The following is a 12858-nucleotide window of genomic DNA, read 5'->3' as shown; positions in this document are numbered from 1 at the left end:
CCCGCAAGACGGGCCGCTTCACCACGTGTCGCCCCGTCATAAATCGCGGCAAGCGCCAGAAGGCGCCGGGACTGGGCGGCATGTCTGCTTCCTCGGGCCTGACTGCGCACCCTCGCTGCGTCATAATCCTCGCGGAGTGCGACTGCCTTGCTCATCAGAGATACCTTCCTTCAACAATGGCATCCTGTGAATCACATTTTTAAACCAATGGGTACCCCATGAGTCACAGCCTCAACAAATTAGTATTAGATGCCTGCTCGGCACCTTTCAGGCCCCCGACTGGGCAAGCAGCATCGTGCTGGTGAATGACTGGTTCCCTCCTGCGCAGCGGTCGCTTGCCAGTTCGTTTCTGCTCTCCATCATGTATCTCGGCTCCAGCGTTTCCGGCCCGATTGTCACAACCCTGACGACAAAGTTCGGCTGGGCGTCACCGTTCTATAGCTTCTCCCTCATCGGGATCGTCATAAGCTTTCTGTGGCTGCGTGCAACACAGGACCAGCAGAGTGCACCCGTGCAGCAGAACGAGACAAATTATCGGGATATTCTCTCAGCAAAACCGCTTTGGCTGCTGGCAACACTCTATTTTTGCACAACCTCTGTGCAGTTCTTCTTTTCTCTCTCCATGCCGCATTATCTCATGGAGTATCTGCATGTCAGTTACAGTCAGATGGGCTGGCTTTATGCCGCCACGGGTCTGACACTGTATTCTTCCGTGCTTCTTTCCGGACTCCTGATTAACAGACACGCAAAAACGCTGCTTTCCGGCAACCATATGCGGCTTATCCCTGCATGTTCCCTACCCCTTGCCGGGTTTGCACTGCTCATTTCGTCTTATATGGGCAGTCTGACACTCAGTGTTCTTCTTCTCTGTGCCTCAATTTTTTTCATCGGTGTTAGTCAGGTTTCAATCTGGTCCCTCGTGCATGATTACATGCAGACCGGAAAAGGAATGGTTGCAGGCTTTACCACATTTTTAGGCAATATTGGCGCAGCGCTGACGCCCATTGCCACCGCGTGGCTGCTCTCAAAAAACCATAACTGGCATCTGTCTTTGCTAATTCCATTTTTTATCTCCCTGATTGGATGTTTCATTTGCACAAAAATAGGACGCCATAAAACACCCACACCCGCAGCATCAGGACAGTAAACAATGTACCGCTCCCCGTCTTATCACAGATCCATTTTCCTCGGGTTTTTTCTGGTCATTCTGCCTGAAAGCACGCTGGCCGAAACATTAAACAAACCCAAAAGCACAAAGCCGACCAAAAAAGAAGAGGTTCTTGTTCTTACAAGAAAAGCTTCCGGGGGTGGCCTGATGCATGTGCGCACAACGCCCTATTCCGCCAGCGGGATTGATGCGGACGTCATTGCCCGAAAGCCTGCCGCGGCAAGCCCCCTGCAAATGATTGCCAACCTGCCCGGCGTCAATTTTGGCAGCAGCGATGCGTACGGTCTGACCATCCGTGACAAAACGACCGTGCGCGGCCTTGACCATACAGAAATGGGGTGGTCGGTTGAGGGCATGCCCGGCACGAATCTGGCTTACTACAACCCATATGTTGAAGACTGGGCCGACAACGAGAACTTTTCCAGCATCACCCTCATTCCCGGTTCCTCCCGCCTTCAGGACCCTCTTGTGACCGGTGTTGGCGGCGAAGTTTATGCAACAATCAGAACGCCCGCCGCAAAGCGCGAGGCGCATCTGGACTACAGCGCTGGCTCCTTTGCGGCGCAACGGGTCTTTATGCGTGCCGATAGCGGCTATCTGGGCAACAGCGGCATCAAGTTTTTTACATCCTATTCTTACGCTGCCGCCAATAATTACACCGGCAGCGGACGGAACAGAAAGCACCATTTTGATTTTAAAATGACAAAAGACTGGAGCCCGATCGCAAATAGCAGCCTGTTTGTGTCAAGCTCCCTGCGCGATGTCGCACGCACAAACCTCTATACGCTGAAAAATTTTGAGACTGCCAACACGGTTGATAACAATTTCTCTGAAGGCACGTTTGCCAGCGATTATATCAACGGCAAGACGACAAACTACTGGAAGTCCTATATTTATACCAGCAAGGACGTTCTTGTTTCTCTGAACAATGATGTGAAACTCTCCGGCCTTGATCTGAAAGTTGTCCCCTATTTCCGGTGGGAACAGACCAACGCCCCCGGACAGACAAATATTGACCCCCGTTCAACCTATACAGGCACGGAAAAAATAGCCGTCAATACGGACGACCTGAATATTATTAACGGGAAAATCCCCGCACGCTCCAATACAGACCAGACCATGCATTCAGAAGGGATCAACCTTTATACCACTCTTCAAGCCGGAAAAAACAACAAGGTAACGGTTGGCTACTGGCTTGATCACTGGACTATCAGCACGCTCAACAGTCTTTCTCCTCTGGATAGCAGCGGGGATACAATCGGCCGGGTTCTGAAAGATACAAGCGGCAGAACCATTGCCGGGGGCGATTATTCTCTCTCCACCCTGATCAACCAGTTTTACGTCAGCGATGATTTAAGTCTGTTCCACGACAGATTTTTAATCAGCTTAGGCTTTAAAGACATGATGTACAACGTATCAGGCAACAACAGGCTTCCGGGGCCACAGGGCAATTTTTCAAGCTCCTACAGCCGCCCCATGCCCAGAATTGGCCTGACATTCAACGTATCCAAAACTGTGCAGCTTTATTTTAACGCCAGCACAAACTCACGCCCGGCCGTGCCCATCACCACCTATCCGAATATCTATAACGTAGCGACGGGTGGTATTTCTCAGTCCGGCCAGAAAAGTGTCAAACCGGAATATGCTGTGAGTGAAGAACTGGGCTTCCGTTACCACGGGATTTTCAATTTCGATGCGACCCTGTTTAACATGAACCTTAAAAATCATCAGGTTTCCACATCACTCTATCTGAACGGCGCCCTGACCTCCGGCGCAATCTCCGTCGGGGGAGAAACCATTAAGGGCGCGACGGTGGAAATTGCATCACACTCTTATTATGGTCTTTCAGCTTACGCGAATGCCCAATATCTGCACGCAACAATGGACAATAACTTCCCCGTCTCGGGCGATTTCCTGCCGACCAAAGGTAAAATCATGGTGGCCAGCCCCAAATTCATGGCCAATATCGGGCTGCAATATAAACGGAAGGGATTTTTCACGGATATTACATTCAAATGGGTTGATGCCCAATATTCAACCTTTATGAATGATCAGGGAATGCCCGCTTATAAAACAGTCGATTTAGGGATGGGCTATCAGGCGAATGATATTCACTTCCTTAAAAGCCCTTATATCAGGTTGAACTTCATGAATATAACAAACCTAAAATATCTGAGCGGGATTGCCAGCCCCTCTTATTCCTCACAGGTTAGCAAAGGGATCGGGGGAACAAGTGTCAAAGCAGGCTCACCCACTTATTTTCTGGGAACGCCTCTCGCTATCATGATGACGGTGGGTTCAAACTTCTAGTGGCTGAACCCTAAACCTGACCTTCTCTATAGATTTCAGTCCAGCCGAACCGGAGGTCTGATAATGGCTTCTATCCAGTCTGCAAGGATAGAAGCCATCCCCCGGAAATAGCCAAACAGTTCAATCTGATGCTTTCTATAGAGCATAATATGCCCAAGGCGCGCTGAAAGCCCATGCATGATGCCGCCGCCCAGTACTGTGCCACCGGGCAGAGCGGCCCATCCATTATAATTCCCCAGAGCAACAATTGCCCCTTTATTGTGGAAAATACAGGAGGGAATCTCAGTCCCATGTTCCAGCCAAGCGGGGAGATGCTGTGAAAGATGGCGGGCCTGCTGGCGGGCCACCTGTGCCGTTGCGGGTAACGGCTCCTCCTCAATAAAGCAACAATCTCCCATTGCAAAAATTCTGTCATCATCAACAGAACTCAGATTAGGTTTCACCATAATCTGGCCAGAACGGTTCAGAGAAAGCCCTCCATAGGCTTTTGTCACGTCTGGCGCTTTAACCCCTGCCGCCCAGACGCGCAGGGTGGCTGTAATATGGGAGCCATCTTTTAACACAAAGCCCGTTGCATCGGCGGCAGCAACACGGGAAGATGTGCGGACCGTCACACCCAGACGCTCAAGCTCTTTCTGGGCCGCAATGGAAACAGATTCAGGGAAAGCGGGCAGAATACGCGGGCCAGACTGCAACAGTGTGACACTCAGTTTTGGCGGGGCTTTCCCGAATGCGTGCAAACTCAGCGGGTCAACAATCTCAAGCGATTTATGGAGTTCCGCCGCAAGCTGCGTTCCGGTTGCGCCCCCGCCAACAATCGCGATATCAAGCTTTGAGCTATTGGCAAAGGATTTCAGGATTTCCATCCTGAATTTTTCATTGAAAGAATTGGCCTCAATCAGATTATCAATAAAGAGGCAATGTTCAGCCACACCAGGCGTTCCAAAATCGTTTGCGCAACTTCCGACAGCAAGAATAATGGCGTCATATTTCAGGGTCCGGCTCTCCAGCACCTTTGTTCCATCTGAAGCATGAAGGGAGCTTAAAACCACTTCCCGCTTGGTGCGGTCTACCGAAATTACTTCTCCGGGCCAGAATTCAAAATGATGGCTGCTGGCTTGTGAGATAAAACTGATCCGATCATTCTCATTCAGGACAGTCCCTGCGGCAAAGCAATGCAGCATGGGTTTCCATACATGGGAGAAGCTCTTGTCAATCAGGGTGATACGGGCTTTTCCCTGTCTTCCAATCGTTTTTCCCAAACGGGTTGCAAGGGCCAGTCCTGCCACACCACCACCGACGATCAGAATTTCAGATTTGGATGCCATCAGTTTCACAAGCCTCTTTCAGGGAGTAAGCCGGAGAAGATCGGTTTTTAGGAATTTGCGACAGGAGAATTTCTGTAAAATTCTATAAACAACATGTATTTCAATGTTTATTTAGATTTTATGGGCACGAAAAGAAATGCCAGCAGACGTCCGGTAAGACACCTGCTGGCAGTCCTGATCAGAACGGTGCGTCGATATCAACCGTGTTGATCAGTTTATGGTTCACAAACTCCTTGATCCCCAGACCGATCAGTTCACGGCCATAGCCGGACCGGGCAATCCCACCAAATGGCAGATCAGCCTTAGGCACCAGCGGATGGTTGATGAACACCATCCCCGTGCGGATCTTAGCCGCCACACGGGCACCCCGCGCCTCGTCTTTGGTGAAGACCGCACCGCCAAGACCGTAAGGTGAATCATTGGCAATACGGATAGCATCATCTTCATCTTTGGCGCGGTAAAGCTGTGTTACAGGGCCAAAGAATTCCCAATGCCGTGCTTCATTATCACCGTGCAGATTGGTCATCAGCAGCGGGCGGAAGAAAGCGCCTTTACCGGGAACTTCCGGCCCAATGACTTCAACCTTGGCACCATGATTGATGGCGGCCGTGACCTGATTATGCAGATCGTCCACCGCACCCTGAGAACACAGAGGCGCCAGCGTCGTGGCCGGGTCCATCGGGTCACCCGCTTTCAGTTCGGCAACGCCTTTTTTGTAAAGCTCGAGGAAGCGATCATAAACCGCATCAGCCACAATCAGACGTTTAGCGGAGACGCAAACCTGCCCGGCGTTCCAGTGGCGCCCGATAACGGCCCATTTGACGGCCTTTTCTACGTCTGCGTCGTCCAGAACAATAAAAGCGTCTGCGCCACCCAGTTCCATGGTTGCTTTTTTCAAAGCTTTACCTGCAACGCCAGCAATAATTGTGCCAGCACCTTCAGAACCGGTCAGCGCAACACCACACACGCGCGGGTCATTCAGGATCAGAGCGGTATGAGACCGCGCCGCATAAAGATTGCGGAACAGTCCGGCCGGCAGTCCGGCTTCCTTCATCAGCTCTTCACAGGCCGCGGCACATTGCGGCAGATTGGACGCATGTTTCAGCAGAACAGCGTTGCCGGCTGAAAGCTGCGGCGCGATAATCCGCACAACCTGATAAAAAGGAAAATTCCACGGTTCAATGGCAAACACGATACCCAGCGGTTCATGCACCAGAACGGCTTTTCCTTCAGCAGGGTCTGCAACCGGCAGGTTTTCCGGCTTCAGCAGTTCTTCTGCATATTTCGCGTAATATTCAAAAATTTCTGCAGAAAGAATAACTTCTTTCTTTGATTCTTCAAACGTTTTACCCATTTCAAGCGTGCCGAGTGCGGCATACTTGTCCACATCACGGCGCAGAATGGCGCCAGCGGCCGTCATGATGCGTGCACGTTCTGCAAACGGGGTATCACGCCATGTCTCAAACGCTGAATAAGCGTTGGAAAGTGCTGTCTGCACCTCTTGATCTGTGGCTTCAGGGAAAGTGGCAAGAACTTCCCCTGTGTAGGGGTTTGTTGTCGCGTACGCCATTTTTACCTCGTAAACAATGGAAAATCAGGCAAAAGGACACGCAACCGCGCATGCGGCATACGTCTGACAAAGCAGAACCACCTGCCTTACCAGTGCCCCTCTGACCGACAAAAACAGACCGATCAACTTCTAGCAGAAGGGAAAATTTTCAAAAAATCCTTGCTCTGTCAGAGAATAGCATCCTCCCTCCGGCAGAGCGCTCTGTTCTGCCTGGAGTCGACTATATATGTGTGGATATAGTTAGGGTCAACGCATAAATAGATTATTCAAATTAATAACTCTTATCAGATTCGTCATAGAAGATGCTTAAGGGTCAGAGGCGCAGGAGCCTAGACCTGCATCCATGCGCAGACATTCAACACCATCCGTGCAAAACTAAATCTTCAAAAGAGCAAGATATAGTTTAATAAAATCAGCATTTTGTTCTGTGAAGACTTTATGTCGGGCAAACGCTCCCTAAGCTCTCTCCAACGGAACGCCTTCAGGGATTACAGCATCGGTCCCACTCAGCACGCGCTGGCCACTTATGCGCGGACAGCGTACCATGAGCCGGAGGATACAGTCTTCCATCCCGGATTCCAGACCGGAACCACATGGTATGTGTAGCCTGCTTTTCTACAAAGGCCTGTCAATCACGGAACGCTGTTCAGCTTAGTAAATGAACAGGCCATCCTCCTGAAAACCTTATGTGAGATCACGCACTCAACAGATAAAACAGGCCGGCCGCCATCAGGATTGTCACAGGAAGGGTGGCAAACCATGCCAGCGCAATGCGCCCCACCATGCCGCCCTGCACACCGCTGCCTGCGCCAATCATACTGCCCGCAATGCCTGCGGTAATGATATGCGTGGTGCTAACGGGCAGGCCGGTGTAGCCAGCCGTTAAAATCAGGCCTGCACCAACCAGTTCTGCGGATGCCCCCTGCGCGGGCGTTAAATGGGTGCGGCCGATTTTTTCACCCAGCGTGCGGACAATGCGTTTGTAGCCAATCATGGTGCCAAGGCTGAGGCATAAAGCACTCAGTAACCGCACCCACCAGGGCGCAAACTCCACTACTGGCTGAATGGTCTGGCGCAGAGCCTTTGCCTGCGCACGCTCTGCCCGCGGAGCTGTAGCCCCATGCTCAACCTGATTCAGCCCGGCCAGAACTTCAAACACATCCGCACGCTGCGTCACGCGGTACCGTAACGCTCCCTGCGTCGCGGCATCGCCTGCTTCGGCAGGTTTTTTCTCCCTGACCTGAGCCGCTTCACTGTCCGCTTTCAGGCGCGCCGCTGCTGCCAGAGCATCCGCGCGAAGGCCATTATGGTCATACTGGTTCAGCAGATTTTCAATCTGCGTTGCCTGCGACACAGAGAGTGGCAGCCGGTGCGCCTCCTGCGGATTTAACGCATACAGCGCAGGCATCAGCCCGACGACTGCCAGCATGATCAGGCCAATACTCTTCTGCCCATCATTATTCCCGTGGGAGAAACTGACGCCGCTGCATGTTGCCACCAGCAGCCAGCGCACCCAGCCACGCGGGGGTTCATGCCCTTTGGGGGGCTGATACAAAGCCGGATCTTTCACCACCGCGCGCAATGCCAGATAAAACAGCGCCGCCCCGACCAGCCCCAGCAGCGGGGAAACAGCCAGCGCCTCCAGAACTTTAGTGACCTGATGCCAGTCCACGCCGTCACGCAGGCTGCGCGCATGCACCAGCGCATCCCCAATCGCCACCCCCACAATGGCACCAATGACGCAATGAGAGCTGGAATTGGGGATACCCGCCCGCCATGTCAGCACATTCCAGACCAGTGCCGTGCCAAACAGGGAGAGCAGCATGGGCACCGCAGGCGTGCCGTCCGGCGGGGAGAGCACGTCTGGCGGCAAAAGCTCCACCATGGCATAGGCCACGCTCAGCCCGCCCATCAGCACACCCAGAAAATTCATGGCGCCAGACAGAACAACCGCTGTGCCCGCGCGGAGTGAGCGCGTGTAAATGACCGTCGCCACGGCATTAGCGGTATCATGAAAGCCGTTCACAAACTCAAACACGCAGACCAGCAGCCCACAGAGCAGCAAAGCGATGAGGGACGCAGGAGAATCTGGCGTGAAATGCAGCATGAGAAAACGGACAACCCTTCTTTTGCGCCGCCCGCAAATCCGGGGAGGCGTTCCGGGTTTTAATCCGTTCATTCCATTTTAAAAGACCCGGCTGCGCCTCATGAGACAGATCGCGCGGGTTCCCGGCCTTCAGTCCGCCTTTTTTGCGGAGTCTGGCGCGCTGTCTGGTGCGCTCTCCGATGCGCTCTCTGGCACCCTTTTTTCGCCCTCCGGCGTAATGGCCTGCACTGTTTTTATCTCAAAAGGCCGCAGCAGATCGGCCAGCGTCTGGCCATCCAGCACCGCCATAAACGCACCCAGCGCCTCCCCCAGCACGCCGCGCAGGGTGCAGGCAGGGACCAGAACACACCGCTCCCCCGCGCGGCTGCCTTCCCTGCCGGGCGGGACCATACAGCCCACCAGCGCCATATCATCTTCCGTATGGCGCACCACATCCCCAAGGTTAATCTGCTCCGGCGGGCGGGAGAGCATCAGGCCACCATGCCGCCCGCGCAGCGTATCCACAAAGCCGCCCCGGCCCAGATGGTGGATCACCTTCACCAGATGATTTTCTGAAATGCCATAAGCCTGCGCCACCTCCCGAATGGACACACGGCGGCCCGCGTGGCCTCCAAGGTAGAGGAGCGTTCTCAGGGCGTAATCTGTGTACAGGGTCAGGCGCATTCCGCCATCTGTACCCCAGTTGACAGGTTTTTTGCCAGCGCTCTATAAGGTGTATGAAATATACATCTTATTAAACAGGAGCCGTTCATGGCCACCCCGCTCGACGACAAAACCCGCGCCATCGTCACCGCCTGCGTTCCCGCTCTGGAAGCACACGGTCTGGCCATCACCACGGAAATGTACAAACGCCTGCTGGCAGACCCCGCCATCAGCGCCCTGTTCAACAGTGCTCACCAGAAAAACGGCACCCAGCCCACAGCGCTGGCGCTGGCCGTGCTGGCCTATGCCCGCAATATTGATAATCTTGGCGCGCTGGGCGGCATGGTGGAACGCATTGCCGAAAAGCATGTCGGGCTGAACATCCTGCCGGAACACTATCCCTATGTAGGCCGCGCCCTGCTGGGTGCCATTGCGCATGTGCTGGGAGATGCCGCCACGCCGGACATCATGGACGCATGGGCCAAAGCCTACGGTTTTCTGGCGGATGTGCTGATCAGCCGGGAAAGCCAGATTTACAAAGCGCATGCGGATGCTCCCGGTGGCTGGGAAGGCTGGCGGTCCTTCACCATCCGCAGCCGCACACAGGAAGGCGCCTGCGTGACCTCCTATGATCTGGTGCCAACGGACGGCAAGCCAGTCATGGCGCATAAGCCGGGCCAGTATCTCAGCTTTTCCGTCACGGTGCCGGGCCACGGCAACCAGCGGCGCAATTACAGCATTTCCTCCGCCCCCAACGGCCAGAGCTATCGCATCAGCGTCCGGAAGGCGGACAACGGGCTGGTATCCGGCTGGCTGCATGACAGCGCACAGGCTGGCACGGAATTGCAGGTGTCAGCCCCGGCTGGTTCCTTCACGCTGCCTGCTCCGCAACCCGGCCACCCGTCCGCTCCGGTTGTGCTGCTGAGTGCTGGCGTGGGACTGACACCGTTTATCGCCATGCTGGAAACCCGTGCCGCAGCCGTGGCTGCCGCGTCGCTCGGCTGCCCGGCAGGGATGGGTGCGCCCCTGCAGTACATCCACGGCACGCATAACCCGCAGACGGAAGCATTCGGCCCGCTGGTGCGGGATCTGTCCGCCAGAGGCGTGGTCAGTGCTGACATTTTCTACACGCACGGCAGCGCGGAAGAGGCCGCGTCCCTCAGCGCCACCGGCACCACCGCTCACACAGGCCGCATTACGCCGGAATGGGTGCGCGCCAACACCCCGGCGGATGCACTTTACTACATCTGCGGGCCGGAAAGCTTTATGCAGGACATGATCAGCGGCCTGAGCGCGGCTGGTGTTCCGGCGGACCGGCTGCGGCATGAAGTGTTCGGCTCCGCCACCACACTGGAAGACGCTCTGCACGCGGCCTGAAACAGGACGATCTGAACCGTAAAGGATATTCTGAATGTCTGCTCATTCTGACGCACATCTCCCTTCCGCTGCCCGGCATGGTGCGGGCATTCAGGTCCGCCGGGTGTATGATGCCCCCTCCCCCACAGATGGCACCCGCGTTCTGGTGGACCGCCTGTGGCCGCGCGGGGTGAGCAAGGAGCGCGCCGCACTCGACCTGTGGTTGAAAGATATTGCGCCCTCTACCGCGTTGCGCGAGTGGTTCGGCCATGACCCGGCCCGCTGGGAGGGCTTCTGCCAGCGCTACCGGGCCGAACTGGACGCCAACCCCGCCTGTGTGGAACAGCTTGAAACCCTGGCCCGCAAAGGCCCGATGACGTTGCTGTTCGGGGCCAGAAACACCGAGCAGAACGAGGCCGTGGTGCTGGCCGCCTACCTGCGGGAGCGTTCCGCCTGAAGGAACAGAACAAACCGGGAAACGTGACAAGAATGCATTGTCTGTCAGCATTGCACAAAACTATCCACAGAGTTTTCCCACAGTCTTTCCCCGGCTTCTGTGGATAAACCGTAGGGGGTTTCCGGACCACACCCCCCTGTAAAGCGCAGTTTTCTGCGCCTAAGAGCTTTTTTTACATTTTTATGATTGACTCTTTTCCGTGTCCCGCAGGTCTCGCGATTCGGAAAAGAGGCGAGTCATCCACACCACCGGCACACCGCCTGCATGGCGCGGCGCGTCCGGTGCCGGTTGCCGGATGGCGCGGGCCTTGGCACACTCCGTGCCCTCCCGCGCGCTGCCATCCTCCGGTGGCGCTGCCGCTACAAGGACCGCCGACGCGCCATGCATTTTATTCTGACGTTTTCCTGCCCTGATCAGCCGGGCATTGTGGCCGCTGTCTCCACCGTTCTGGCGGAAAAAGGCGCGGACATTCTGGAAACCCACCAGTTTAGTGATCAGGCAGCCCGGCAGCTCTTCATGCGGCTGGCCTTTACCGCGCCCGCGCCCGGCGGCCTTGCGGAAATCCAGACCTGTCTGGCCCCGGTCGCTGCCCGCTTCAGCATGACCATGCGCCTGCATGATGCAGCCGTGCTACCGCGCCTGATCATCATGGTGTCCCGGTTTGACCACGCACTGCTTAACCTGCTGTATCAGGTGCGCGTCAACTGGCTGCGGGCCGAAATTGTGGCCATTGTCTCGAACCATCAGGATAGCGCCACCACCGCCGCACAGGCAGGCATCCCTTATTATTACTGGCCAGTAAACCGGGAGAACAAGGCGGAGCAGGAAGACCGCCTGCGCGCGCTTGTGGCGGAAACCAGCGCCGATCTGATTGTGCTGGCCCGCTATATGCAGGTGCTATCCGATGCGTTTTCTACCGAGATGAATGGCCGCATCATCAACATTCACCATTCCTTCCTGCCGTCTTTTAAGGGCGCACGGCCGTACCATCAGGCTTATGCCCGCGGCGTTAAACTGATTGGCGCCACCGCTCATTACGTCACCCCGGATCTGGATGAAGGCCCGATTATTGAGCAGGAAACCGCCCGCGTTACCCACAGCCTCTCGGCAGAGGATTATGTTGCGGCGGGGCGCTCCGTGGAATCTCAGGTGCTGGCCCGCGCCGTCAAACTGCATGTAGAGCAACGTGTGATGCTCAACGGCCACCGGACCATCATTTTCTCCTGACCAAATAAGACCACCCGCATGACCACCCCGGACCAGACCACAGGAGACACCACGCCGACACCAGCACCAGCACCAGCACCAGCACCAGCACCAGCACCAGCACCAGCACCAGCACCAGCACCAGCACCAGCACCGACGAACACGCCCGCGCAAACTGGCAACCCTGAGCGGGCAGGAAGCCGCTTTTCCATCAACTGGTTTTACTGCCTGCGCTGTCTGCTGGCGCAGGCAGTTATCTGCCCGCTGGGGCTGATGATTTTGTCCGTCTTCGGGGCAACCGATAACACACCCAACCCCTCCTCTCTGCCGTTTTTTATTTTTTCGGCGTTACTGCTCGCCCCGGTCATGGAAACTTTTATTTTCTTTTTTCTGCCGCACCGGATTTTCCAGCATTTTCTCAAAAACCGACTCTGGGTGTGGGGGCTATCGTTTGTAACGACGACCCTGCTCTTCACTCTGGACCACCATACCAGCGGCAGCGGCGTTGCCCCGCAGCGCAACTGGCCAGTGGCGCTGGATGTGGGGCTAAGCGGTTCCGTCTGCTTTTTTGCCTGCTATTACCTGACCACAAAATCCCGGCGCGGCAGCCCCTTCTGGACGACCGCCGCCTGTCATGCGCTGTATAACACCGGTGTCATCGCTGTTGTGCTTTTCATGGTTGCTCTGGGCAGCACGTAGGGGGCGTAACCCTCC

At 55.4% G+C, this 12858-nt stretch carries 10 protein-coding genes and 1 pseudogene; 6 read left to right on the top strand and 5 right to left on the bottom strand.

Annotated elements, in window-relative coordinates:
• Positions 1-155, bottom strand: a pseudogene (locus KP699_RS08940) (IS630 family transposase); the annotation flags it as partial.
• A gap of 35 nt (positions 156-190) precedes the next feature.
• Here KP699_RS08940 and KP699_RS08935 point away from each other — a divergent pair.
• Both KP699_RS08935 and KP699_RS08930 read left to right on the top strand, forming a co-directional pair.
• Positions 191-1147, top strand: a complete 957-nt coding sequence (locus KP699_RS08935) for an MFS transporter (protein ID WP_215762357.1) — start codon at positions 191-193, stop codon at positions 1145-1147.
• 3 nt (positions 1148-1150) lie between these two features.
• A complete protein-coding gene (locus KP699_RS08930; protein WP_215762350.1) occupies positions 1151-3478 on the top strand; it encodes a TonB-dependent receptor in 2328 nt (775 codons plus the stop codon).
• Between the two features lie 35 nt (positions 3479-3513).
• Here KP699_RS08930 and KP699_RS08925 read toward each other — a convergent pair whose 3' ends face one another.
• The 4 genes from KP699_RS08925 to KP699_RS08910 form a co-directional block, all read right to left on the bottom strand.
• Positions 3514-4806 carry an NAD(P)/FAD-dependent oxidoreductase gene (locus KP699_RS08925; RefSeq protein ID WP_077931146.1) on the bottom strand — a complete coding sequence of 431 codons (1293 nt, stop codon included), beginning with the start codon at positions 4804-4806 and terminating at the stop codon, positions 3514-3516.
• Positions 4807-4984: 178 nt separating this feature from the next.
• A complete protein-coding gene (locus tag KP699_RS08920; RefSeq protein WP_077931145.1) occupies positions 4985-6376 on the bottom strand; it encodes an NAD-dependent succinate-semialdehyde dehydrogenase in 1392 nt (463 codons plus the stop codon).
• 694 nt (positions 6377-7070) lie between these two features.
• Positions 7071-8483: an inorganic phosphate transporter gene (locus KP699_RS08915; RefSeq protein WP_215762349.1), complete on the bottom strand. Its 1413-nt coding sequence runs from the start codon at positions 8481-8483 to the stop codon at positions 7071-7073.
• A 129-nt stretch (positions 8484-8612) separates the two neighbouring features.
• On the bottom strand, positions 8613-9146 hold the full coding sequence (locus KP699_RS08910) for an Rrf2 family transcriptional regulator (protein ID WP_215762348.1): 534 nt from the start codon (positions 9144-9146) through the stop codon (positions 8613-8615).
• An 87-nt stretch (positions 9147-9233) separates the two neighbouring features.
• On the opposite strand from KP699_RS08910, the gene hmpA reads away from it, so the two are divergent.
• From hmpA to KP699_RS08890, 4 genes are all read left to right on the top strand, one after another.
• On the top strand, positions 9234-10502 hold the full coding sequence (gene hmpA, locus KP699_RS08905; RefSeq protein ID WP_215762347.1) for an NO-inducible flavohemoprotein: 1269 nt from the start codon (positions 9234-9236) through the stop codon (positions 10500-10502).
• Between the two features lie 34 nt (positions 10503-10536).
• Positions 10537-10938, top strand: coding sequence for a DUF488 domain-containing protein (locus KP699_RS08900; protein ID WP_212376862.1), 402 nt, complete (start codon positions 10537-10539; stop codon positions 10936-10938).
• Between the two features lie 381 nt (positions 10939-11319).
• Entirely contained in the window at positions 11320-12165 is an 846-nt protein-coding gene (gene purU, locus KP699_RS08895) for a formyltetrahydrofolate deformylase (protein WP_025827330.1), read from the top strand.
• Positions 12166-12183: 18 nt separating this feature from the next.
• On the top strand, positions 12184-12843 hold the full coding sequence (locus KP699_RS08890) for a type II CAAX prenyl endopeptidase Rce1 family protein (protein ID WP_215762346.1): 660 nt from the start codon (positions 12184-12186) through the stop codon (positions 12841-12843).
• Positions 12844-12858: the final 15 nt, after the last annotated feature.

The organism is Acetobacter sp. P1H12_c (assembly GCF_018811975.1).
Classification (GTDB): Bacteria; Pseudomonadota; Alphaproteobacteria; order Acetobacterales; family Acetobacteraceae; genus Acetobacter; species Acetobacter persici.
Note: the sequence above shows the minus strand (reverse complement) of the source record. Positions and strands in the feature narration are given on the sequence as shown.